The organism is Bacillus sp. PS196 (assembly GCF_037963555.1).
In the GTDB taxonomy this organism is placed as follows: Bacteria; Bacillota; Bacilli; order Bacillales; family Bacillaceae; genus Bacillus; species Bacillus subtilis.
Genome location: NZ_CP150159.1, coordinates 865,629 through 890,118, shown reverse-complemented (window position 1 = coordinate 890,118; position 24,490 = coordinate 865,629). Strand labels below are relative to the sequence as shown.

Here is a 24,490-nt window from a genome sequence, read left to right as displayed (position 1 = left end):
TAGTGTCATTTTAATAATCAGGAGGATGAATCATGGAAAAACCGTTGTTTCGCAATCAAAAAGGACTGATGACACTGTTAGCCTCGCAAACCATTTCTTCACTTGGAGACTGGCTTCACATTTTGGCCGTGCTAACATTAGCCGCTTTTCAGCTTCATGCTTCTCCATTAGATATGTCGCTTTTAATGATGTCGTTTGCTTTGCCTGTCATTGTACTCGGACCTGTATCGGGTCTGCTTGCCGACCGTTTTGACAGAAAAACGATCATGTTTCTGTCTGAAATCGGACGTGCCCTCACCGTTATCAGCTGCGTTTATGTCAGTGAGCTTTGGCAGCTTTACGTATTGCTATGCCTTCAGAGCTGTTTTTCTTCACTTTTTTCACCTGCTAAAAACGGAAAGCTTAAGGAATTGGCTCCGGAAGCACACATTCAGCAGGCTGTTTCCGCCAGCAGCATCATTGATAACAGTGCAAAAATCTTCGGCCCTGCCCTTGGCGGCATGCTGATCGCTGCTGTCTCTATACATTCTGTTTTCTATATTAACGCCGGCGCCTTTCTTCTTTCCGCTGTCATTTTGTTTTTCCTCCCCAAAGATGCTTTTTTACAAAAAGCCAATACACCTCAAGAAAAAACATCAGCACTTGCTTCTATTAAAGAAGGCCTTCAGTATTTGAAACGGATGCCGCTTCTTTTAATAGGCTTACTCACAGCTTGCGTCGTTCTCTTTGTTTTGCAGATTGGTGATTCCCAGGCTATCATTCTTATCCGTTCTTTTTCAGGCGCTCCGCCTGAGCTTGCAGGCTGGTGCATGGCCGTCAGCGGAGCCGGCATGCTCCTTACGGCGGCAATTGCCGGCAGACGGCGAATCACCTCTTATTTTCTTTATTTCTCAGCTGGGACCTTTCTGTTTGGACTAGCAACTGGAGGCGTGCCATTTCTGAGCGGAATGGGAATTGCCGGCATTGCTCTTTTTATTTTCGCTTTTTTCATCATGGGAGCGGCTTTTGGTCTGGTCCATATTCCATTTCAAATTCTCGTGCAAACAACAGTGCCGGTTGATTACAGCGGCAGGGTGTTTGGCGCCATTCAGAGCGCGACAACCCTCGCCTCCATCCTCGGCATGGCGGGCGGAGGCATGCTGGCGGAATGGATCGGTGTTTCACTTGCTTTTCTTGTCTGTGGCTGCTTGCTGATCTTGATTGGGTTGATTACACTTGTAGGTAAGAAAGTTTCAGAAAGCAGGCGATATCTTGTCACCAAAAGTAACAAAGGAGCACAAGGATAAACGACAGGCAAAGATTTTAGAGGCTGCCAAAACGGTTTTTAAACGTAAAGGATTCGAATTAACGACGATGAAGGACGTTGTAGAAGAGTCAGGTTTCAGCCGGGGCGGTGTCTATCTTTATTTTTCAAGCACTGAGGAGATGTTTCGCCGCATTATTGAAACAGGGCTGGATGAAGGACTCCGAAAGCTTGATAAATCAGCTGAACACCAAAGTGTTTGGTCCGCCATTTCAATCTATTTGGATGAACTGACTGAGGGCCTGCGTGATGTAGCAGATACGCTGGCGCCGGTGCAATTTGAATATTTAGTGACAGCTTGGCGGAATGAGGAACGTAGGCAGTATTTGGAGAAAAGGTATGATCTTTTTGTGGAAAGATTTTCAAAGCTATTGCAAAAAGGGATCGATCAGGGAGAGTTTCAGCCGCTTCAGCCTCTTGCGACTATCGCCAAGTTTTTCCTCAATATGAATGACGGCATCATTCAAAACGCCCTGTATTTCGATGAAGAAAAGGCTGATGTATCTGGACTTGCTGAGTCTGCAAAACTATATTTAAAAACAGTTCTGCAAGCGGATGAGAAGTAAAGAAACGCGGCAGGAGCCCCCCTGCCGCTTGTTTTTCACCCTGCGTGATCACGCACTTCGACTGTTACCTTCTTCTGTTTTGGCTGATAAATTTTCCCCACAAATAAATACCCATATTTGAACTTATTCAGCGCCCATGAGGTCATAATCGGGCCGGCTGTACACACGGCAAACAGCAGGAGAACAGCCGGTACGGCAGGAATGTCGGGCATATTCAAAAGCAACACGTAGCCTATAATCATAAAATAGGCATGAAGCAGATAAATCGAAAAGGAATAGTTGCTGATAAACATCATGATTTTCGGCACATGCTTCATTTTGGAGAACAAGTGAAAACACAGAAAAATCATGCTTGTTGAATACAGCATGATATCAGGCCGCTTCGAGCTGATCATGCCGATTTCACCCACATAAGAAACAGTGACAACCAGCGCCCCAGAAGCAATTGCGGCGCCGTACACCACCCAGCGGTATTGGTTCAGCAGCGCTAAAAAACGCTTGTATTCTTTTCCGCAATAGTAGGCTAGACAAAAGTAGAAAAGCCAGCCTGCGAACGGAACCCAGAAGAACGGAAATGCCCCGCCCTCTTCAGAAGCAGGAGCCGGGCTGGCTGCTGAGAAATAGCCTAAATAAGCGGCTGTCACCACAAATGAGATAGACAGCACCCATTTCGGCGATGCTTTTTTCAAATACTCATGAAACATCATATGCAGCATGTAAAATTGAAAGATGACGAGAATGAAGTATCCGATAAAGTTTCCTAAGAATACGTTCTCCAGATATTTTTGCACAAACGCGAGAAAGGTTACCTCTCCCCCCATCGCACTGGTCATCAGCAGCGCATCGATGGCCGCGATAAATAGAAAAGGAACAAAAATCACTTTTCCCCGCTTCTTTAAAAAACCGTCAGGCACCCCATCAGGATAAGAACGGGCCAGTAAAAATTCAGAGATGAAAATAAAAGCGGGCGTGCTGAACATCAGGAGTGTGCGGAAAGAATCAACAGTGTGAGAAATATCTGCAAGAGCTTCTGCCTGAAGCATCAGGACCATTGAAATGATATGGAGCAAGACGACACTTAAGCACGAAATGCAGCGGATCATAAAAATTTCTTTAATTTGCATAACAGCGCTCCTTTTATTTCAAATTTATAGAAATCGATGGTTGTACCTTAACATGTCCGCTCTATTTGAAAAAGTGCCTGATGTCATAAATTGACGTATGCATGATAGACTAAGGTCATAAACCCCTCTGGCTTTTTGGTGTATCTTTCTCAGACGAGATTGCTAGAAAATGCAAAAAACCTGCCGTATCGGAGACTGCAGGTTTTTTATGAAGATATTAATTTGTATTGAGGCCTCCGCCATTCAGCCCTTCTTTGATATAGCCGTTCACTTGGCTATTAGAAAGCAAGCCAATATGACCGATGCCATAAAGCTGGATGTTTCGCGCTCCTTGTAACCGAGACAAGCTATTGATAACAATTTGATCATTGAGACTGTAAATAGATGTATAGAGGATCTTTTGATTAGGGTCTGTGCCCGGTAGCGCCGTTGATGACACTAAACCATTAGCCCCTCCAAGCGTTACGACATTTTGAATCTTATTGCCCCCGCCTAAATATTTAATATAGTACAGCGTATTGGCGCCTCCCATACTATGAGCCACAATATCTACTTTTTTTGCCCCCGTCTCTTTTAAAACACGGTCAACATATGAAGCAAGCTGCGGGCCGTTATTTAGGTTATTTCCTGTTTTATCATAAAAATCAATTGCGTACAGTTTGTTGCTTTGCCAGCCTTGAGAAATTAAGTAGTTTTTAATAGCGAAAAAGTTGTATGATGCACCACTTATTCCATGAACAAGAACGACAGGATTATGTACTGATTCAGCTTTTGCGCCAGACGGCGGAGCGGCTAAAACAGATAGAATCAGCAATAAACAAATAATAAATGCCATAAGTACTTTTTTCACGTTTATTCCCCCTTAACATGTTGATACCACCAATTTCCTATTATACATAAAAAATCAATATGGTTAATATTTTTTCTGAAAATTAAATTTAAATCTCTTTTATATTGACGGTGATAAATCGGATACCTTCTGACAAACCTTTTATCTTCATTTCCAAAGAGCCCGGTTGTGTTCCCTTCCTCCCTTTTCTATAATAAGGGGAATAGGCAGTTAGAATCACAGTTGAGCACCGGCTCATCTGTTTTGCGAAACAGCCAGACACGGAGGATAGCATGAGAGTATTAAAATACGCCATATTAGGGCTTTTGCGAAAAGGCGAATTGAGTGGATACGATATTACGAGTTATTTTAAAGAGGAGCTCGGCCAGTTTTGGAGCGCCAAGCACAGCCAGATTTACCCTGAGCTCAAAAAGCTGACGGATGAAGGATTTATCACGTTCCGGACAACGATTCAGGGCACAAAGCTGGAGAAAAAGATGTACACCCTGACAGACAGCGGAAAGCAGGAGCTGCATGACTGGCTGATCCGCCACCAGCCGATACCCGAGACGGTGAAGGATGAATTTATGCTGAAGGCTTATTTCATTTCTTGTCTATCGCGCCAGGAGGCTTCTGATTTGTTCAAAGACCAGCTGCAAAAACGCCAGGCCAAGCTTTCTGACTTACAGGGAAGCTATGAAAAGCTTATGGCTTCAGCAGAGCCGATGTCATTTTCTTCACCGGACTTCGGCCACTATCTTGTGCTGACGAAAGCGCTGGAGCGGGAGAAAAATTACGTTTCTTGGCTGGAATCAATTTTAGCTATGATAGATAAGGATTAACCGCAGTTCAGGCTACACCTATACGAATGTACCCACATGCAAAAAAACATCTGCCTAAACGGCAGATGTTTTTTAGGCTCGGAGCGCTTTCAGCCCCGCTGCGAAAGTGATTGCTGCAAAAGCAAGCAAGATGCCGCAGATTCCGAGAATATCTGTGACGCGGGCACCGTTAGCGATAATCTCCGTCAGCCCGCTCATCGCCCACTTTTGCGGAAGAAATTCAGCGATGGATTGCATAAATTTCGGTTCAATGTCGATCGGCCAATACATCCCGCTCACCATACATGTTGCGATGACGAACAAGTTGCCGAACGCAAGCTGCTGTTCTGGCGTTCTGACATTGGCCGCAATCATCAATCCAATGCCGACAACGGTCAGCAGAAAAAGCGACACCAACACCATAACCGCAGCCGGATTCCCCCAGTTGATGCCAAACAGCCAATGGGTGGAAAGAAGCAATATGCCAAATTGAATCCAGCCAATAACAAAGAAGGAAAGCACATACCCAGCACCGATTTCAGCTCGGCTGACAGAGGCTGTAAGCAATCTGGACCAGACGCCGTTTTTTCTTGCTTCTAAAATGGTTCCAGCCGCTCCCATCATGGTCAGCATGACAAACAGGATGGAAAACCCTGCTGCTCTGGAGGCTGTGTCACTTGCTTCCGCACCCTCTTTTTTATCACTGAGCGTCTGCTGTTTTACAGCCGGAACTATATCTTCATGTTTTTTGGCGAAAACCGTTTTATACGCCGCCTTCCAGTTCTCTCCCGCTGTCTGAGATGCCGTTTTTGCCGCGGTCACCTGAATATTGAGCGTTGCCAATGTGCTTTCTGCATATTGTTTGACCATCGGCGTTTCCGACAGCTCAGGGCCGTGACGGAAAAGCAGCTCAGGGTTTTTGCCTTTTTCCAGCTGTGTCTGGAACGAGCGGGAAATGACGATGATCCCGGCAATTTTCTTTTGTTTCAGCTTTTCTGACGCTTTGCTTTCAGACATGTTTTCGAATACATACATATCATCGTGTGCCTTCAGTTGCCGAATATAATGCTGTGAGAGAATCGTATCGTCCTGATCAACGATTGCAAGCCGCACCTTATCATCATTGCCGCTGAGCATACTCCCAAATACAAAGGTAAGCAAAAGCGGGGCAGCAAACATGATCAAATAGTTCTGTGGCTTCTTAAAAATGAGAGAAAGCTCAATGCCGCAAATGGCTAGAATTTTTTTCACCTTTTGTACCTCCTTATCTTGTATGAAGCCGTCTGATACCAATTACAAGTGAACAAAAGCCGATCGCCGCAAAAAGAAGCACAGGCTTTTGAAGGTCAGCCCAGCCTCCCCCTTCCATTAAAGAAAGAAAGCCGTCAAGCGCCCAGCGATTTGGCACCGCTTTGGATACAGACTGCAAGACGTCCGGAAATTGGTACAGCGGCAGCATGGACCCGCCGAGAACCGCAAGCAATTGAATGCCGAAGCCGCCTATCGCATCTGCAGTTTTCATATCGCTGATGCACGACGCAAGCAGCATTGAAATACCAGATACAGCTGCGGCGTAAGAAAGCCCGAGTACACTCACTAACAGCAGATTACCGCCCCAGTCCACACCAAATACGTTGATTGTGACGATCAGAAATATGAAAAATTGTATGATGGCAAACAGATACGTCCCAAGCCATTTTCCGAAGAGAATGACGGATTTTTGCGCAGGCGTCATCAGCATTCTGGCAAGCGTCTCCGTATCCTTTTCCTGTAAAAATGATTTCGCCCCGACTGTGATATGAAACAGCATAAACATGCAAAGCATTGCCGCCGAATAGTATTGAAAACTGGTAACGGCTTTGCTGCCCACAGATTTTTCCGCAATAGTAAGCTTGTCACCTGTTTCTTTTTCTAGCGTCTTTGCCAGCTTTTCTGCAAACTGTGCAGGGTCAAGTTTTCCTTGCTTTACAGCTTCCGTTTTACTGATGTAGTCCATTGAGCCTGACGCGGCTTCCTTTACCGCTTTATATTGCTCTATAAAAGAGCTTGCAGCTGTTTCAATGATGGAACTTTTCAATGTTTGATCAGGAGCGGCATTAACAACAGCTGAGGTTTTGCCGGCTTCCCAATGGTTCGGGATAACGATGCCTACATCGATTTTCTTTTCATCAATCAGTTTTTTCATCTTGTCTTTGCTGCCGACTTTTGTGGCCTTTATCGACTTCATTTTTTTGAGAACATCTTTTGTAAACATGTTTGCTGTATCTGACTGGTCTGATTGAATGTAGCCGACTTTGATATCATCAATCCGGCTGCCTCCGTCAACAACTGATCCGAGCGCTGCGCCTAAAATACAGGTTAGGATGAGCGGCATTAGGATAAGCATCATAAACCCTTTTCTGTCCGTGATTCTGATTTTCACATCTTTCCATGCGATCCATATGCTTTTTTTCATGGCCGTCCCTCCTCAATCCCGCAACGTGCGGCCGGTCAGATTCAGAAACAGGCGCTCCAGATTCGGTTCCTGCACCTGAAGAGACAGCAGGTTTATATGATGAGCAGTGGCTTCAGCAAGCAGGCTTGTGACGACTTTCTCATGATGAGCCGCAGCAATGTCAATTTTGAGCTCTAATTCATGTACTGTTACATCATTCACATGGGCCAGAGATCGGATCGCCACAAGAAACGCTTCATTGATCCCGCTGACCGTGAGCTGAATGATGGTATCGCCCCCAAGGCGGCTGCACAAATCAGTTTTTGTGCCAATCGCAATCATTTCCCCCTGATCAATTATCCCGATCCGGTCGCATAAAAACTCAACTTCTTCCATGTAATGACTCGTATAGATCACCGTCATGCCCGTTTCATTGAGCTGTTTGACCGTTTCTAAAATGTGATTTCTCGATTGAGGGTCAATACCGACAGTCGGTTCATCCATAATCAGCAGCTCGGGCTTATGCATTAAAGCCGCACCGATGTTGATTCTTCGTTTCATCCCCCCGGAAAATGTTTCAATCTTATCTTTAGCCCGCTCAGTCAGACCGACATATTCAAGGACCTCTGCCGCTCTTTTTTTGGCCTCACCGTGCGTAAGTCCGTACATTTTCCCCCAAAACATAAGATTCTCATGAGCCGTCAGCGTCGGATATAATGCAATTTCCTGCGGAACAATGCCGATTTTTTGTTTCGCTTTGGCCGTTTCTTTTCCGATAACATAGCCGCCCACCGTGATGTTCCCGCTGTCATGCGGCACAAGGCCGGAAATCATCGAGATGGTTGTGGATTTCCCCGCACCGTTAGGCCCGAGCAGACCGAACGACTCCCCCTTTTTGAGGGAAAAAGAAATGCCTTTCACGATTGTTTTTTTTCCGTATGCCTTTTTGATGTTTTCTGCTTGCAGCACGTCGTCTCACTCCTTTTTTTGATCCATTGCCATTGTAGAAGAAAGAAAGGCGTGCGGCATGTAGCGGCAGATAGAACATAGGGCATGAAAAAAAGGCCTGTAAAAGGCCTTTTCAGAGAAGCGTATATGCAAAACGTCATATGTCAAAAGACAGATACACCATATCTGACCGAGTAAATGGCGGCTTGGGTTCTGTCCCTGACAGCCAGCTTGCTGATAATATTTGAAACGTGGTTTTTGACTGTGCCTTCTGTAATGTAAAGCTTTTCGGCAATTTCTTTGTTATTCAGCCCGTATCCCAGCTCAGCCAGAACTTCGATTTCGCGCTCGGTCAGGTCGAGCAGCTCGTTAGGTTTTTCTATCTCATTTATTCCTTTCAGCTGTTTTTCACGCTTCCATTCATTCAGCATTTGGGCAGTCAATTCCGGCGGAAGCACCATTCCGCCAGAATGAACAGTCATCACCGCTTTTACAATCGTATCTGCCGACATATCCTTCAGCAGATACCCGCTTGCTCCTTCTTCAAGCGCTTCAGCAATCAGCGCTGAATCCTTAAAGGTTGTCAGCATCAAAACCTTTACGCCGGGCAGCGAGCTTGTGATTAATTTTGTTCCCTCCACCCCGTTGGAAACCGGCATGCGGATGTCCATTAACACGATATCCGGCTCCAGCTCTTTCGCCTTTTCAAAGGCTTCCTGTCCGTTTCGCGCCGTTGCGATCACATCGAGCTCTTCTCGGAGCTGGAGCAGGGATGCCAGCCCTTCTCTGACGATATCCTGATCGTCGGTAATGATGATCTTAATCATGATAAACTCTCCTTTTGCTGCACGGGCCTGAAGCTCCATTTTTTATTGGCAAGTGAAAATTCTGCATTCACAGTAAATCCTTGATCCCGTTCGCTTTCAAAACGGATCATTCCCCCGTGTTCCGCTGCCCGCTTTTTCATATTCAAGAGACCAAAACCAAGTGCTGCCTCGGGATTGCCTTTGCCGTCATCCTTAATGACAAGGCTGATGCTGTCCGTTGTGCAGGCAAGCTGTATCGAACAAGCTGCGGCGCCGCCGTGCCGTTTGGCATTGGTCAGTGCTTCCTGCACCGTTCTGATCAGGGTCGGATGGAGAGACAGCGGGATGATTGCAGGATCACCGCTGACCGCAAATTCTGTTGTGACTCCTGCATTTTTGCAAAAGTCCTCTGTCAGCTGTTTCAGCGATTCGATTAGCGAAGGATCGTTTTCAGTTTGCAGAGTGCGTACTGATAAGCGGACATCATCAAGCGCTTCACGGGCAAGTGTTTCACAGACACCTACTGTCTCATCCGCTTTTTGGCTGTCTCTTTTTTGCCATTCACGCAAAAGCTGCAGCTGGACGAGAAGGGCCGTCATTTTATGCCCCACTGTATCATGGATTTCCCTTGCCATTCTGTTCCGCTCGTAAATGGCGGTCAGCTCTTCAACCTGCTTCGCATATAAATGCAGCTCCTGATGTGCGGAAGACAGCGCCAAGTGGGATTCTGTCAGTTCCCGGTACTGCTGTTTTGCCGTTTCCTGCGCATCCAACAGCTTGCGGATTAATTTGCCCACGACACCGCAGAAGACGACGAATGTCATGCTAGTCAAATGATCAATGACAAATTCATTGCCGAACATCGCATATGTACGGATGAGGACGGTCAAAAATAAAATAGAGGAAAGACATAAGACAGACCATGCTGTTCTTTTAGGAAACCCCCGCAGAAAAAAAGCGACCGCAACCGGACAAAGCATAATAATGAACAAACCTGTGCCGGGAAATATAAATCCGAACGAAAAGCCGATTGCAATATCAATCAGGCAGAACCAGATGGCATTTGTCTCTTTTGTCAGCAAAACATGATTGGCTGCATACATGGCAGCTCCTGCTGCTATAAATACATATCCAACCCAGTCATCCTCTTTCACAATGGACAGATACATTAAACAGCTCACCATCAAGGTGAACATTCTCGTAAAAAAAAGAGCTTTCACGCTCATCACTCCCGATACCCAATTCCCTTCTTATCATACCTGCCTCAGGGCATTTTTGACAGGAGTTTCTGGAAAATAAAAACCGCATATGAACTTTATGTCATATGCGGCGCATTCCCTCATTTATTTAAATTCAACCCAAACTGACCCTTGGTTTGCCGAGCGCACGCAGTTCTCAATCCAGCGAATGCCCTCGATCCCTGCATCAATGTCAGGATAAACCAAGTTGTTCAAGATTTCTTCATCTTCACGGTTTTTGGCGTCTATCGCAATGGCAAATTTAAGATAAATATTGGCCCATGCTTCGGACAGCCCTTCGCTGTGTAAGGCGCCCAGTCGTTCATCGGCGTTGCAAACATCATCTAAATACGGCATGCCGCGAACGAGTGTCTGGCCCGGCTCTCCCTGCACTTCATACGTCAGTTCATTTGGCTTGCTGTCCCACCACTCAATGCTTGCCTTTGAGCCGACAATCCGGATTCTATGGCCATCCATACATCCGGCATTGATTGACGATGTCCACATCGTTCCGACCGCTCCATTTTCATAATGCATCAGCACATGGGCATTATCCTCTAGCGGTGCGCGGCTGCCGACGAAGCTCTGTCGGTCACACAGCAGCTCCTTAATTTTCATCTTTGGCATAATAAGCTGTGACATATAATACGTGTGGGTAGATAAATCGCCCAGCACAAAGCTTGGCCCGGCGATCGCAGGGTCGACACGCCATTTCTGTGCAGCGCTTATCTTTTCACCTTCATCTGTTGCACAAAAACCGTGTGTGTACTGCAAGTCAACCACGCGAATATCGCCGATCATTCCTTGTTCAATCATCGCACGCATTTGAAGAAGCATTTGATTGCCTGAAAAACCGTACGTCACGCCGACAATTTTCCCTTTTTTCTCTGCGAGCGCTTTGATTTCCTGCCCCTCTGCTGAAGTGAAGAACAGCGGTTTTTCACAGATGACATGCACTCCTGCTTCAAGCGCCGCCTTACAAATCTCATAATGAGTGCCGTTCGGAGTGGCAATCGATACTACCTCTATGCCATCCTGTCTTTTCGCTTCCTCGGCAAACATGGTTTGATAGTTGGGATAACAGCGTTCCGCATCCACTCCAAGGTTCACCCCGAAATCTTTTCCTCTTTCGGCATCGATATCAAAAGCGCCAGCAGTTAATTGAAAAGCAGTATTGTCTCTCAGCGCTCCAATACGATGTTTATATCCAACCTGGCTGAGCCGCCCGCCGCCTACCATTGCCCAGCGAAGCGGCTTAGAGATGATTCTTTCTCCATTTAGCATCATGAAAACCTCCTATTGGCTGATGGTTTGTTTTAAAGCTTCTACAGAAGTACGGATGCCCGCTTCAGGTGACATTGTCAGATCCTCCATTTCTAAAGAAACCTCACCTTCATATCCCATCATTTTTACAACTGAAAAAAATTCCTTCCACCACTGTAAATCCTGTCCGCAGCCGACAGCTACGTAATTCCACGCCCGGTTTGCAGGATCTGTCACTTCTTTTGTTTCTAAAAGTCCGTTGACCGCCGATAAATATCTTTCAATTCTGACATCTTTCCCGTGGACATGGTGAATGGCTGAGCCGAGCTCCCTTGCTGCGATGATCGGGTCTGCGCCCATCCATAACAAATGGCTCGGGTCAAGATTCAAACCGACCATCGGGCCGACTGCATTTCTGAGCCGAAAGAGAGTCTCAGGATTATAGACTAATTGAGAGCTGAAGTTCTCAAGCGCTATTTTCCCCACGCCGCAGGCCTCCGCTTTTTTGACAAGCTTCTTCCAATATGGGATCGCAACGTCTTCCCATTGATAGTTGAGGATATCTTTTAAAACGGGAGGCCAGCTTACTGTGTATGTGATCCAGTTCGGCACTTTGTCGTCCGGGCCGCCGGCTGGCAAACCGCTCATCATGATCACTTTTTTGACGCCTAATAATCCAGCCAGCTCCATCGTTTTGTCAGTTATGTCTCTGTGCGATTTGCCCAATTCACCCGGATCTAAAGGGTTCCCCGAGCAGTTTAATGCGCAAAGTGTCATGTTCCGCTTTTCCAGCGCTTGTGAAAATTCTTTTCTTTTTTCGCTGCTTTGCAGCAATTCATCAAGATTCAAGTGAGGTGCCGGCGACCAGCCCCCGGTTGTCATTTCAAGTGTATCGATCCCAAGCTTTGCGGCAAAATTGAGCATGTCTTCAAAAGGCAAATGCCCTAGGCTGTCTGTTACATAAGATAGTTTCATTGATAGATTCCTCCTGGTATCTCAGGTTACGATAAGTGAGTTGTTTGATTTTGGATTTCCTGATCAGCGCGGCGGCCATACTGGCGAAAGGAATGCTCAAGCTGTTCAAGTGACCGCCCTTTTGTCTCAGGCACATATTTTTTCACAAATAGAATCGCTAGGATATTCATAGCGACAAAGATAAAAAATGTCGCCGACATCCCAATATGATTGAGCAAAATGGGAAAGGTGAATCCAATGAGAAAGTTAGCTGTCCACAAGCAGAAGGTGCTGATCCCCATGCCAAGCCCCCGCACATGCATAGGAAAGATTTCCGAGAGCATCAGCCACGTCACCGTAGAAATGGCAGTCTGCTGAAACGCAAGAAACAAAATGGTCAAACTCAGCACAACATACGGCAGGGCGGGTGTTCCTTCAAGGACAATGGATAAAATCCCGATCAGCAGAAGGGCTGTCATCGTGCCAATCTGTCCGATGATCAGCATGGGCCGGCGACGGACTTTGCCGAGAAGCCATATCCCAAAAATGACCGCAATAACTGAAATAACACCGTTTGCAATATTGCCGATTAATGCAGCTTCTGTTTGAAAACCGGCTTCTCTCAGAATTTCTGTCCCATAGTACATAATCGAATTGACACCGGTAATTTGCTGTACGATGGCGATTCCAATCCCAATGAATAGAATGCGCCTTATCCACGGCTCTTGAAAATCATGAAAGCCGGCCTTTTTTGCTGTGCCCTCAATCGCATGTTTGATTTCTTTTATTTCCTGCTGTGCCTGACTGTCTTCACGGATTTGCCGAAGCACCCGCAGGGCGTCACCCATTCTGCCTTTAGCTGCCAGCCAGCGCGGGCTTTCAGGCACGATGAGCATTCCGAACCATAACACAACAGCCGGAAGTGTCGCGATGACCAGCATATACCGCCATACATTTGCGCTCTCCCCCATTGTGCTGCCAATAATGGCGTTAAAGGTGTATGCCAGAAGCTGGCCAATTACGATCATCAGTTCATTTTGTGTCACGATTCGTCCCCTGCGTTCTGCCGGCGAAATTTCCGCTAAAAAGGTTGGAACCGTTACAGAAGCGCAGCCAACCGCCAGTCCAAGCAGAAAACGAAAGGCAATCATCACGGACGCGTTTGGTGAAAAGGTACAGCCAAGTGTGGCTGCGATGAAGAGTAAGGCTAAATAAAGGATCGTTTTTCGGCGGCCGTGCCGATCGGACAGACGTCCTCCAAACATCGCCCCGAAGGCTGCCCCGAGAAGCAGGGAACTCGCAACCAGTCCTTCTGTAACAGGTGTAAGATTCAGCTGACCTGCAGTTGCCATAAAAGGAAGTGCTCCATTAATGACACCCGTATCATAACCGAACAACAGGCCGCCGAATGTAGATACCAATGTAATCGTTCGTAAAAGCCCTTTATGAGCTAAGCTTTCTTCTCCTATTACAGCCTCTTTCTTTTTTGTACTCACGGCTTTCTTCCCCTTCTTTCAAGAATGGCAGAGCACCCGACACCAAGCATAAGCCAATGCATCCCTCCTTCAGCAATACCCCTTGTTGTAACCGCTTTCTAAAAAGATTATAAGACAACGAGATTTCTCGCGTCTTTATCATATGAAGACATTGTTTTGTCATTTCAGGACATCTTATTCGTGCGGCTTGGCCTGTTCGATTTTTTGAAAAGGTTTATTGATTTGAAATGCGGTCATTTTTGAGTCTTTATAAAGGGAGCGGAAAAGCCCTGGAGAGCTGCCGATTTTAGCGGAAAAGACGCGAGTGAAATAATGTACTGAGAAACCGATTTCTTCCGCTATTTCTTTAATCGACAAATTCGTTGATTTCAGCAGTTCGGCAGCTTTGTTTATTTTTTCATTTTGGACAAATTCTGAGTAGCTGACGCCCAGTTCTGCTGCAAATAAACGTGATAAATGCCTCCCTGAGATATGAAAGTGGCTAGCGACATCCGTCAGCTTTAACGGCTGTGACAGATTGTCTTTTATGTGCAGTTTCACCTCTGTCAGCAAAGCAGAAGATGTGTGAATGGGCTGCTTTTGTTTCGGGCGTTGGGCGTACGGGAGAAAGGTTTGGATTAATGACAGGATCAATGCATGCGACAAATGAGATAGGATCTCTTTGTCAAAAGCATTGACAGGTTGCGCTGCTTGCAGCATTAACGTTTTCCAAAGCAGGCCCGGCGGTTCGCCATCTTTCAATTGCATTGTGATAAAGGGGCTTTGTTTCACTTCTTCCATCACTTTGATCCATTCGGCGCTTGACTGATCCTCGCTCAGCTCGAAAGCGACGTAAAAAAGGAACAGCCCTGTTTCACTTTTGATTTGGTGCAAATGCTCCGGCTTTGACAAAAAAATCGTCTGTTCACGAAGCGGATATGTACGATCGCCTTCAAGGTAATATCCTTCACCTCTTACCACGTAACAAATTTCATAAAAGGAATGCTTATGAAGCAGTGTGTTATAGTGGTTCGTCATCGCTCCCCAGTAGTGGACGTAAAATGAAACATCCTTTTGCTCTAAGCGATGCACATATTGATTTAATGCTATTTTGCCCGTCACAAGGTGGTTGAGTTCCATGTAAACGCCTCCTAACAAGTTGGTTCTCTCATCATAACAAGGCGGACAAAAATAAAAAATCCCCCTGCCGTTATTTCGGCAAGGGGATTGCAGTTAAATCACAAATGTAATATAGGCGCCGGAAACAGGGTCTTTCACACGAAAGCTGTTTTCCGTCTCTTCAATCGAATACCCGGCATGTTTGACTCGGTTTGCCACTAAATCCAGCTCCTCTTGGTGAGGCAGGACAACAGTGTAATAGTCTAGTCCGCTGGCATTTGTCGGTTTAGGCGGCGCATTTCTTCCCGCCCAAATGTTTAAGCCGATATGATGGTGGTACCCCCCGGCTGAAACGAAGAGGGCGGACATGCCCGCATAGTTTCCGACAATGTCAAAGCCCAGTACATCTGTATAAAACGCCTTTGCTTCTTTCAAATCACTGACATGCAGATGAATGTGTCCGATGATTGTATCGGTCGGAAGCGATGTTTTCCGCTCATCTCCCGCCTCTTCCAGAAGGCCCTCAATGTCAACAGCGGTTGTCGTCATGACGTAGTTTCCTTCCCGATCACGCTGCCACGTGCTGCGGGGGCGGTCAGCGTACATTTCAATGCCGTTTCCGTCAGGATCAGACAGGTAGAGCGCTTCGCTGACAGCATGGTCTCCATGTCCGATAGCAATGCCGTGTTCAATCAGGCGGGCGAGCGCGATCCCAAGTTCTTTCCTGTCCGGAAGAAGAATCGCAAAGTGATAAAGGCCTGTCACAGACCGTTCAGGCAAGACGACAGCGCTCGGATTTTCTTCAAGAATAAGCAGTACGCGTTTCCCGTCAGCCGTTAATTCAGCTTGGCGATCCGTCTTTTTTAAGACTTGAAAACCGATGACGTTACAGTAGAACTGAAGCGAACGCTCCAGACTGCGAATTGTGAGTTTGGCATAGCCAATGTGTGTATCCTCATGAATACTGGTCATGCTGCATGCCTCTTTTCTTATGCTGAAACGTTTTCGTTCTTTTTTCCTTTAAATACAAATGGGTCCAGCGCCAGGAATCGACTTCCAGTAAGCGCCAGGTGAATGGATGTCAAAAGCAGAAGGTAATCAAATTCTGCATTGCCCATGAATGGCGCTTTCAGCTTAACAGTGATGATGGCGCCGATCAGTGTAAGGGCGAACAGTACACCGACAATACGTGTAGCCAATCCGAAGAAGACAAGCACTCCGCCAATGAGTTCAATCGCTGCGATGACATACGCCATAAAGCTTGGAAGGCCTATGCTGCCGAAAAATTGGATGGTGCCCTCCATTCCCTGAAACTTTGATAAACCGTGAACAAAAAAGATAATACCTGTAATAACTCTTAAAAGTAATGTGCCAATTTCAAATGATTTATTCATTTTATCCTCCTTGATAAATGTTACCACTTACTTAATGTAAGCTAGTATATATACATAACTTGTTTACGTCAAGTAATTTTGTTACATTTTACGAAAATGAAATAAAAGTACTATAAAACTGTAACAAAAAAGACCTCTGTGCAGGACAAAGGTCTATTTATCAAATTGGCTTTCATATAAGTCACTGTAAAATCCTTTTTGCCGAATCAGCTCATCATGGCTGCCTTTTTCAATCATTTCACCGTCTTTTAGCACCACAATCTGGTCCGCTCTTTGAATGGTGTTCAGCCTGTGGGCAATGATGACGCTTGTTCTTCCTTCCATTAAACGGGCGAGCGCTTCTTGAATGTTGACTTCTGTAACGGTATCAATGTTGCTTGTCGCTTCATCCAAAATGAGAAGAACCGGATCGGCAAGCACCGCCCTCGCTATAGAAATCAACTGCTTCTGTCCTTGACTGATGCCCGAACCGTTTTGCGTCAGCACGGTGTCATACCCTTTTGGCAGCCTTTCAATAAAACTATGGGCATTCGCTGTTTTTGCAGCGGCTTCGACTTCCTGATCAGAAGCATCAAGCCTGCCGTAGCGAATGTTTTCTCTGATCGTTCCCTGAAATAAGAAAGAATCCTGAAGAACAAACCCCATGTTTTTTCTCAGGCTTGCTCTAGTAAGGGTTTTAATATCAGTACCGTCGATTAAAATTTTTCCTTCGTTAGGCTCGTAAAAACGGGCGAGAAGATTAGTGACGGTTGTCTTCCCCGCCCCCGTCGGTCCGACAAACGCGATGGACTGCCCTGCAGGCACGGTAAACTGTAAATGCTTCAGTGTCTGCTGCCCTTTATCGTAACCGAAGGACACATCCCGGAATTCAATGCTGCCTGTTTGGATGGGCTGATGCACGGCGTTCTTTTCATCCTCGCGCTCTTCTTTTTCATCAAGCACGTCAAACACCCGTTCAGCGCCGGCGATTGCGGACAGCATCGTATTAAACTGGTTGGCCAGATCGTTTAAAGGGCGTGTAAATTGTCTTGAATACTCGGCAAAGACAACGATGGAGCCGATCGAGATCCAGCCTTTCAGCGCAAACAAACCGCCGATTGCCGCAATCATTGTAAAGCTTAAGTTATTCAAAGAGTTCATGACCTTCGGAATAAACCCGGAAATCGTCTGCGCCCAAAAGCCCGACGTCTTGAGTGCAGCGTTTTTTTCGAGGAATTCAGCAGTAATCTGCTTCTCACGTGAATATGCTTTGATGACCTTTGCGCCTGAAACAGATTCCTCAATATACCCATTCAGATCACCAAGGTTTTTCTGCTGTTCTTTAAACAGCTTTCCCGTTCGGTTGGTGATCCATTTCAGGCTCGCTGCCATCACCGGAATAATGGTCAGCGTAATCAATGTAAGGAGCGGGCTCATGTACAGCATCACCGCAATCGTCCCGACAAAGGTGATCACGCTTGACAAAATTTGAATGACTGACGTGTTTAAGGTAGAACTGACATTTTCGATGTCATTCGTCACCCGGCTCATCAGCTCCCCGTGCCGCTGTTTATCAAAAAATGGAATCGGCAGCTCATGCAGATGAGTGAACAATTCGCTTCTCATTCTGAAAACCGTGCCCTGCGAGATCGTAATCATCCAATAGTTTTGAAACCAAAGCGACAGGGACTGAATGATATAGATAGCGAGCAGAAGAAGCAAAACGGGAATCAAGCCGCTGACCGTTTTCCCGACGATAAAATGGTCAATGGCCTTTCCGATCACAAAGGGGCCAAGGAGCCCGAATATGGCGCTGATGACAACCATCAGCATGACAAGTATGAGCAGTCCTTTTCTTTCAGCCAAGTAAGACCAGATTCGTCTCAGTGTGCCCTTTGTATCCTTTGCTTTCGCCCGCTTTTTCGCACCTTCTTTTTTGTCAATTGGCAGTTTGGGATATTGGAAAGGCTTGCGGATGTCTTTTAGCATGACTCGCTCCCCTCCCTTCCGAATTGTGACTCGTAAATGCGCTTGTATAATTGAGATTCAGAAAGCAGCTCACTGTGAGTGCCTTTTTCAATCAGTTCGCCGTCCTCAAGCAGCAAAATCTGATCAGCTTTCATCGCCGTGGTCATTTTTTGTGTAATGATCAAAGTTGTGCAATGGTATGTGCTGATTGCTTCAAGCAGCTTCGCCTCCGTTTGCAGGTCAAGCGCGCTTGTGCTGTCATCTAATAGAAGGATAGCCGGTTTTCGAATCAGCGCCCGCGCAATGGAAATCCGCTGCTTTTGGCCGCCGGACAGGTTGACGCCTCTTTGCCCCAAAACAGTGTCATATCCATTTGGGAGCTTCAAAATCGTTTCATGAATTTGCGCATGTTTGGCCGCATCCATTATTTCATCTAGTGAAGCATTTTCTTTGCCCCAAGCGATATTTTCTTTGATTGTGCCGGAAAACAAGAGGACTTCCTGCGGTACATATCCAATTTGCCTGCGCAGCCCTTCAGCCGGAAAATCTTGAACCGGCTTTTCATCTATGTAAATGCGGCCTGAATCCGGCTGATAAAGCCGCGGAATGAGCTGAAAAAGCGTGGACTTGCCCGAGCCCGTCGCACCGAGAATCGCGATCGTTTCTCTTGGCTTTGCGGAAAATGAGACATTCCTGAGCGCTTCTCTGTCCATTTCAGGATAGCGAAAGGATACATGCTGAAACTCAATCCGTCCTGACAAACGATCAGATATGATGCCTTCCTCCCGCTCGTCGCCTTCTGTTTCAAGCACCTCACCGATTCTATCCCCTGAAGCCTTCGCCCGGGTGAAAATCATAATCAAAAACGGAAACATCGAAAGCGCGCCTGTAATTCGTGTTGCGTAGTTAATTATCGCAACAACATCGCCGACCTGAGTGCTTCCGCTCGTAATACTGTAGGACCCCGCCCACAAAATCAAAAGGATGCAGAGATTCATCAAAAGCATCAGTACAGGCATCGTGAATTCCACAAGCTGAAAGGCCGAAACCGTTTTTTCCATCAGCCTTGTGTTGGCTTTGATAAATCGTTTGACTTCGTGGCTGCCGCGAAGCAGCGCTTTGATCAGCTTGATTGCAATTAAATTTTCCTGCATGATGGTGTTCACTTGATCCAGCCTTTTCTGCACTGAGCGGAACAGTGCCCCGCCTTTCCTTAATACCCACAGCAAAAACAAGATCAGGATCGGAATGGTCACAAGCAGAAAAAAGCCGAGTTTCACATTAACGGCAAGCGACAGCACAATGCCGCCTGCAATCATTAAGGGAGCCCGCAGCATAAACCGCAAACTCATAAAAATCATATTTTGAACCTGTGTGACGTCGTTTGTCAGCCTTGTAATATAAGAAGAGGACGAAAACTGGCCAAATGTGGAATAGGAGAAGGACTGGATTTTTTGAAAAAGCCCTTTTCTCGTATCATAGGAAAAGCTTTGGCTGACATGGGCGGCATAAAAGGAATTCAGCATCCCCGCCGCAAAGGATAACACGGTCAGCCCGATCATGACCGCGCCCCATATCCATACATGCCGCAGATCTTGCTTCAATATCCCATCGTCGATGATTTTTGCAATCAATAAAGGCTGCACCAGTTCAACTGCAAGCTCCGTCAGCATAAGAATCAGAGCAATTCCCGCCAGCAATGAATATGGTTTTAAAAACGACAAAGCCTTTTGCATGTAAAAGCCTCCAAACCCCTTTTTACTCGATTGTCTCTTTCTTTACTTTACTATGGCGGTCTTTTTGACGGCAAACGAAAACCCTCCCGAAAAGGAGGGCAGTCTTTATTGATTCAATATTTTTTCCACACGCTCCCGCATCTGCGGCACGCTTAATCCGATAATCACCTGAAACGCCTTCCCGTTCCTGACAACGCCGTGTGCGCCAAGCGCGCGGAATACGCTGTCGGGTTCAACCTTTGTTTCATCCTTGACACTGACTCTGAGGCGGGTGGCGCAGTTTGTGACTTCAGTGATGTTGTCTTTTCCGCCCAGCGCTTCAATATACAGAAAAGCGGTGTCATCCGCCGTTTCAGCAGCGGAGGCCGTTTCATCCTTGTTTTTTCGTTCTCTGTATTCCTTTTTCGAATATAGCTTTGTTTCCTGCTGTTCATCCTTTTCCCGTCCTGGTGTAGCGATATTGAATTTGAGGATTAAAAATCTGAAGACGAAAAAATAAATTGCTGTAAACGAGAGCCCGATCAAAATTTGATACACATATGTCATACCGTGGCTGCCAAAGAGCGGAATCCAGTTCAAGGTCACCGCCTCAATCAGTCCGCCTCCCATATTTCCGACGACGCCGGCCATATACATAACTGTCGACATTGTGGCGGCAAGCACGGCGTGAACCGCAAATAAGAAAGGTGAAATGAATAAGAACGTAAACTCAATCGGCTCTGTAATACCGGCGACAATCGCTGTCAGTGTGACAGGAATCAGCAGCCCTGCGACGAGTTTTTTCTTTTCCTTTTTGGCTGTCACATAAAAAGCCAGGGCGATACCCGGAATACCGAAGATTTTCGAGTTGCCGTGAAGCGCGAATCCGCCTTGCGGAAAGAGCTCCTTCAGCGGTTTGGCGCTTTGCGAATATTCGCCAAGATGCTGTGCCCAATACGTGACGATCCCGCCTTCTGCTACAGCCGGGCCATAAATAAACGGCGTGTAAATAAAGTGATGAAGGCCGGTCGGAATTAAAATCCGTTCCAAAAACGTGTATATCCAAACGCCCACCGCCCCAGAAGCAACCAGGAAGCTTTGAAGCGAGCCGATTCCCGATTGAACCATCGGCCAAATATAAGACACAGCCAAGGCAATTGGGATCATAATAAAGAAGGAAATCATCACGATATATGTTGAGCCTTGAAAGATGCCGAGAAAATCGGGCAGTTTTTTATCAAAATAGCGATTATGCAAAAAGACGACAATCGAAGAAATAAAGATGGCTCCGATGATGTTGGTATCGAGCGTTTTTATGCCCGCAATCATCGTTAACCCGCTCGTTCCGCCGACCTCTTGATTCATGTCGACGCCAAATGCTCCTCCCCATACCGTCAATATCGCGCTGACAAAATAGTTGAATGTCAGGTAGACAGTAAGCGCTTCCAAACAAGCGCGTGCCTGAGCTTTCTTCGCCAAAGCAACCGGGATGCCAATGGCGAATAAGAGCGGCATTTGGTTAAAAACAGTCCAGCCGCCCTGCTCAATGATATACCAGCACTGATACCAAAAACCGTCAGGATCGGCGAGCGGTCCCATGAGGGTTTTATTTTTAAAGAGCGTGCTGATACCGACGATAATGCCGGCGAACGCGAATAATAAAACAGGCACAAACATCGCGCTTCCAAAGCGCTGAATTTTTTGCATCATACCAGAACCCCCTGCTACTCATTGTCATTTTTTTCTGCCTCTTTGTAATCAACATATGCGCGGAACAATGCTTCGCCAACGAGAAAAAACGGTGCAAAAGCGACAATTTCCGTTTTATCGCTTAATGTCACAGGTTTGCTTGTCGCATAAAGATTATGCGGAGTCAGCTGGGCGAGGACATTGTTTTTTAAATTCGTAATGGAAATAAAGGGAATACCCTTTGCAGAAAGCATTCTTGCCTGAGGAATCAGCTCCGGTGTTTCTCCGGAAAGAGAAATGATGATAAACAGATCGTTTACTTTAAAATCATCGCGCATCAAATTAAATTCATTTGTGTCTTCAATTAAAATAAGATAGCGATGGCGCGGAATAAACATTCTTTGCAGGTCGCGGGCGCATATCTTTTGCGCATTTCCAGAACCGTAGACGAAAATGCGGTCAGCTGCATCAATCAGCTGGCACATGTCCGTCATGTCCTTTGTCCGTAAAAACTTCAAATTTGCTTCAATATCATCAAGCAGCTTTTCAAAACTCATACTCTCGCCTTCTTCCGGCTGATCTTCCCACTTTAAAAAGACGCGAAATTCACTGTAACCGCTGAAACCGAGCTTTTGGGCAAGCCGTAAAATTGAGGAACGCGATACACTGCAAGCTTTGGCCAGCGCGTCGATTCCAAGGTGATAGCATGTGTGCTTATGATTCAATATATATTTTAAAATATGAAAATCGTTGTCATTCAATTTGCTGTAGTGCTGATTGATCAGTTCTTCGAGCTGCATATCAGATCCCCCCATTTTCTTTCTATTATATACAATTACAGATTCGAAAATGGGGGAATTTCAGTTATGATATACGGGTCGGGCTTTGATCAAGCTCAGGCCAGAAGTCTTTGTTGGCCTCCATTAAATCCTCGAGAATAAGTCTTGCCACACGCGCGTTCGGCACTGTTTTTGACAAAATTAGCGCCTGCCACAGCTTTTGGAACGATTTCTCCGCCCACGCTTCAACAGTCAGCTTCTCAACGGATACCTGCTGCTCCATAAGCCCTTTTTGGAATTGCGGAATGGTGCCGACGGTAATCGGTTCAGGCCCATTTGAGCCGACAATGCATGGAACCTCGACCATCGCAGTCGGGTCAAAGTTCGCAATTGCGCCGTTATTTTCAACGATCAACAGCATTCTTTCACCTGTGTTGTAGGCAATCGCCCGGGCAAGATCAACAATATATGATGCGTGGTCATCGATTTTGATTTCGCTGTTTTCTGTGGACTGCTCACGTGTAATCATGTCACATTGGCTGAAAATAAAAGCTTCGCGCCCTTCCATCACTTCATTTGCCCGCGTATGATTCGGATTTGATTTTTTCACCATATCATCCGGGAACAAATAATATTGCAAATACGTATTCGGCAGTGTATCAGGATCTGCGGCCTGCACGTCACGCGCTTTGGCGAATGTGTCATTCCAGCTCGCCTCCACCGCTTCAGCCTCTGTTTTCGGAATATAGCCGTATTGAGATACATGTTCCTTCAGCTTCGGCATTAAATCGTTGCCCTCTTGATCCTGAATTGATGTCCACCAGCCGAAGTGATTTAATCCGTAATAGCGGACCTTCATTTCTTTTCTTGAGGATAAGCCAAGAATTTGCGCCATCCGGTCTTCGATCCCAACCGGCATATCACAGATATTGAGAATTTTAGAATTCGGTCTAAGGCGTCTCGTAGCTTCAGCCACAATTGCCGCCGGATTGGAATAATTGAGCATCCACGCATCAGGCGAGTATTTTTCCATGTAATCTAATATTTCAAGCACACCGCCGATCGAACGCATACCGTATGCGATCCCGCCCGGCCCGCACGTCTCCTGGCCGACAACTCCGTACTTTAACGGAATTTGCTCATCAAGCGCACGCATCGCGTATTTCCCTACTCTGATGTGCGCCATAACAAAATCGACATCTGTAAAAGCTTCTTCCGGGTCAGTCGTCGCTGCAAATTCAATATCCGGCGCTTTTTCTCTGATAAAAACGTCACAGGCGCCTGCAATTCGATCCTGTCTCTCCTTATCATTATCATACAGCTTCAGCTTTCTGATCGGAAACTCCTCCAAATGGTCCAAGAGCATGAGTACGATCCCTGGAGTGAAAGTGCTCCCTCCGCCCGCTATTACGATTGAGAATGATTTTTTCTTCATATGACGACCTCCTTGATAACGTTTACAATTCCATTTATACCATGAGATAGCCCGTCCCGTAACACGTTTGGCGCACTTAGGTCATTTGATCAAATTTAGTGTTTTTTCCCATAGAGCGGGAAATTTCTCATTTGCCTTATGTCTGAGGGATTTGTTTTTTTTACCTTTTTTGTAATCTTAAAGTCTCACCAACTGTGAATTTTAAGTGAATATACGCCCTTCCAATTCTTATGAAAAGGTTCTTTTGTACGATTCGGATACATGCCGAATTATTTATAATCATTTATATAAAACATCCAATTGTGCGTGAATTTAGAAAAGGCAGGGGACAAAAGTTGGACTCATATAAAGTCATTGAGCTGGCAAACAAGTACAGTGCGGCCGCAGAAGAGGTCAGAAGCTCCAAAATGCTGCTTGAATCCCGGTTATCTGCAATGGGAGATGCTTGGCAGGGAAAAGCAAGAGATTCGTTTGACCAGGATTTCGAGGAAACGAAAGCCGCCTACGATCAATTCGAACAGGAGCTGCTTGAAACAAGCCAAGAGCTGAAGGCTGCCGCTGTCAAAATAGAAGAACGAAAAGCTGAAATTGCCAGAATGGAAGAACTGGAGCGTAAAGCAAGAGAGGAAAGACATAAATTCGGGAGGTGAA

General features: G+C 46.1%; 22 protein-coding genes. 4 read left to right on the top strand and 18 right to left on the bottom strand.

Translation table 11 applies throughout. The features are described 5' to 3' along the window. The first annotated feature begins 32 nt into the window (after positions 1–32). On the top strand, positions 33–1,286 hold the full coding sequence (locus NST79_RS04585) for an MFS transporter (RefSeq protein WP_212059903.1): 1,254 nt from the start codon (positions 33–35) through the stop codon (positions 1,284–1,286). Further along, positions 1,252–1,869 (top strand): TetR/AcrR family transcriptional regulator, encoded by a 618-nt coding sequence (locus tag NST79_RS04580; RefSeq protein WP_042978133.1) that lies wholly within the window; start codon positions 1,252–1,254, stop codon positions 1,867–1,869. Before NST79_RS04585 ends, NST79_RS04580 begins: the two co-directional genes overlap by 35 nt. Before the next feature lie 35 nt (positions 1,870–1,904). Here the strand turns inward: NST79_RS04580 and NST79_RS04575 are convergent, their stop codons facing one another. Together NST79_RS04575 and estB are read right to left on the bottom strand one after the other, a co-directional pair. Continuing rightward, positions 1,905–2,993, bottom strand: a complete 1,089-nt coding sequence (locus NST79_RS04575) for an acyltransferase family protein (protein WP_015252525.1) — start codon at positions 2,991–2,993, stop codon at positions 1,905–1,907. 217 nt (positions 2,994–3,210) lie between these two features. Next, the gene (estB, locus tag NST79_RS04570; protein WP_167407984.1) at positions 3,211–3,843 is read right to left on the bottom strand and encodes an esterase EstB; all 633 of its coding nucleotides are present in this window, start codon (positions 3,841–3,843) and stop codon (positions 3,211–3,213) included. Between the two features lie 272 nt (positions 3,844–4,115). Between estB and padR the strand changes: the two genes are divergently transcribed. Then, positions 4,116–4,664, top strand: a complete 549-nt coding sequence (gene padR / locus NST79_RS04565; protein WP_003233588.1) for a transcriptional regulator PadR — start codon at positions 4,116–4,118, stop codon at positions 4,662–4,664. A gap of 72 nt (positions 4,665–4,736) precedes the next feature. Here padR and lnrN read toward each other — a convergent pair whose 3' ends face one another. The 16 genes from lnrN to glvA form a co-directional block, all read right to left on the bottom strand. Next, complete coding sequence (lnrN, locus tag NST79_RS04560) at positions 4,737–5,894, bottom strand: linearmycin resistance permease LnrN (protein ID WP_101172084.1); 1,158 nt, start codon at positions 5,892–5,894, stop codon at positions 4,737–4,739. 13 nt (positions 5,895–5,907) lie between these two features. Beyond that, positions 5,908–7,098, bottom strand: a complete 1,191-nt coding sequence (gene lnrM / locus NST79_RS04555; protein WP_167407983.1) for a linearmycin resistance permease LnrM — start codon at positions 7,096–7,098, stop codon at positions 5,908–5,910. A 12-nt stretch (positions 7,099–7,110) separates the two neighbouring features. Then, a complete protein-coding gene (gene lnrL / locus NST79_RS04550; protein ID WP_048655258.1) occupies positions 7,111–8,046 on the bottom strand; it encodes a linearmycin resistance ATP-binding protein LnrL in 936 nt (311 codons plus the stop codon). Positions 8,047–8,189: 143 nt separating this feature from the next. Next, positions 8,190–8,852, bottom strand: a complete 663-nt coding sequence (gene lnrK, locus NST79_RS04545; RefSeq protein ID WP_015715522.1) for a two-component system response regulator LnrK — start codon at positions 8,850–8,852, stop codon at positions 8,190–8,192. After that, positions 8,849–10,051: a two-component system sensor histidine kinase LnrJ gene (gene lnrJ / locus NST79_RS04540; protein WP_212059905.1), complete on the bottom strand. Its 1,203-nt coding sequence runs from the start codon at positions 10,049–10,051 to the stop codon at positions 8,849–8,851. Before lnrJ ends, lnrK begins: the two co-directional genes overlap by 4 nt. A gap of 123 nt (positions 10,052–10,174) precedes the next feature. Continuing rightward, positions 10,175–11,356 carry a Gfo/Idh/MocA family oxidoreductase gene (locus tag NST79_RS04535; RefSeq protein WP_010886447.1) on the bottom strand — a complete coding sequence of 394 codons (1,182 nt, stop codon included), beginning with the start codon at positions 11,354–11,356 and terminating at the stop codon, positions 10,175–10,177. A gap of 9 nt (positions 11,357–11,365) precedes the next feature. Continuing rightward, positions 11,366–12,307, bottom strand: a complete 942-nt coding sequence (locus tag NST79_RS04530; protein WP_003244504.1) for a sugar phosphate isomerase/epimerase — start codon at positions 12,305–12,307, stop codon at positions 11,366–11,368. A 26-nt stretch (positions 12,308–12,333) separates the two neighbouring features. Continuing rightward, the gene (locus NST79_RS04525) at positions 12,334–13,782 is read right to left on the bottom strand and encodes a sugar porter family MFS transporter (protein WP_212059907.1); all 1,449 of its coding nucleotides are present in this window, start codon (positions 13,780–13,782) and stop codon (positions 12,334–12,336) included. 174 nt (positions 13,783–13,956) lie between these two features. After that, on the bottom strand, positions 13,957–14,901 hold the full coding sequence (locus NST79_RS04520) for a helix-turn-helix domain-containing protein (protein ID WP_003243004.1): 945 nt from the start codon (positions 14,899–14,901) through the stop codon (positions 13,957–13,959). Between the two features lie 93 nt (positions 14,902–14,994). Then, positions 14,995–15,852, bottom strand: a complete 858-nt coding sequence (gene catE, locus NST79_RS04515; protein ID WP_015252532.1) for a catechol 2,3-dioxygenase — start codon at positions 15,850–15,852, stop codon at positions 14,995–14,997. 17 nt (positions 15,853–15,869) lie between these two features. Continuing rightward, complete coding sequence (catD, locus tag NST79_RS04510; protein WP_015252533.1) at positions 15,870–16,274, bottom strand: DoxX family oxidoreductase CatD; 405 nt, start codon at positions 16,272–16,274, stop codon at positions 15,870–15,872. A gap of 153 nt (positions 16,275–16,427) precedes the next feature. Next, positions 16,428–18,242: an ABC transporter ATP-binding protein gene (locus tag NST79_RS04505; RefSeq protein ID WP_087614447.1), complete on the bottom strand. Its 1,815-nt coding sequence runs from the start codon at positions 18,240–18,242 to the stop codon at positions 16,428–16,430. Then, positions 18,236–19,957, bottom strand: coding sequence for an ABC transporter ATP-binding protein (locus NST79_RS04500; RefSeq protein ID WP_212059909.1), 1,722 nt, complete (start codon positions 19,955–19,957; stop codon positions 18,236–18,238). The genes NST79_RS04505 and NST79_RS04500 overlap by 7 nt, the downstream gene beginning before the upstream one ends. Positions 19,958–20,062: 105 nt before the next feature. After that, positions 20,063–21,646: a PTS maltose transporter subunit IIBC gene (malP, locus tag NST79_RS04495; protein WP_003233606.1), complete on the bottom strand. Its 1,584-nt coding sequence runs from the start codon at positions 21,644–21,646 to the stop codon at positions 20,063–20,065. Between the two features lie 14 nt (positions 21,647–21,660). Next, entirely contained in the window at positions 21,661–22,425 is a 765-nt protein-coding gene (gene glvR, locus NST79_RS04490) for a MurR/RpiR family transcriptional regulator GlvR (RefSeq protein WP_029317468.1), read from the bottom strand. 64 nt (positions 22,426–22,489) lie between these two features. Next, the gene (gene glvA / locus NST79_RS04485) at positions 22,490–23,839 is read right to left on the bottom strand and encodes a maltose-6'-phosphate glucosidase (protein WP_014476180.1); all 1,350 of its coding nucleotides are present in this window, start codon (positions 23,837–23,839) and stop codon (positions 22,490–22,492) included. A 335-nt stretch (positions 23,840–24,174) separates the two neighbouring features. Between glvA and NST79_RS04480 the strand changes: the two genes are divergently transcribed. Beyond that, positions 24,175–24,489: a WXG100 family type VII secretion target gene (locus NST79_RS04480; protein WP_212059911.1), complete on the top strand. Its 315-nt coding sequence runs from the start codon at positions 24,175–24,177 to the stop codon at positions 24,487–24,489. The last annotated feature ends 1 nt before the right edge of the window (position 24,490 follow it).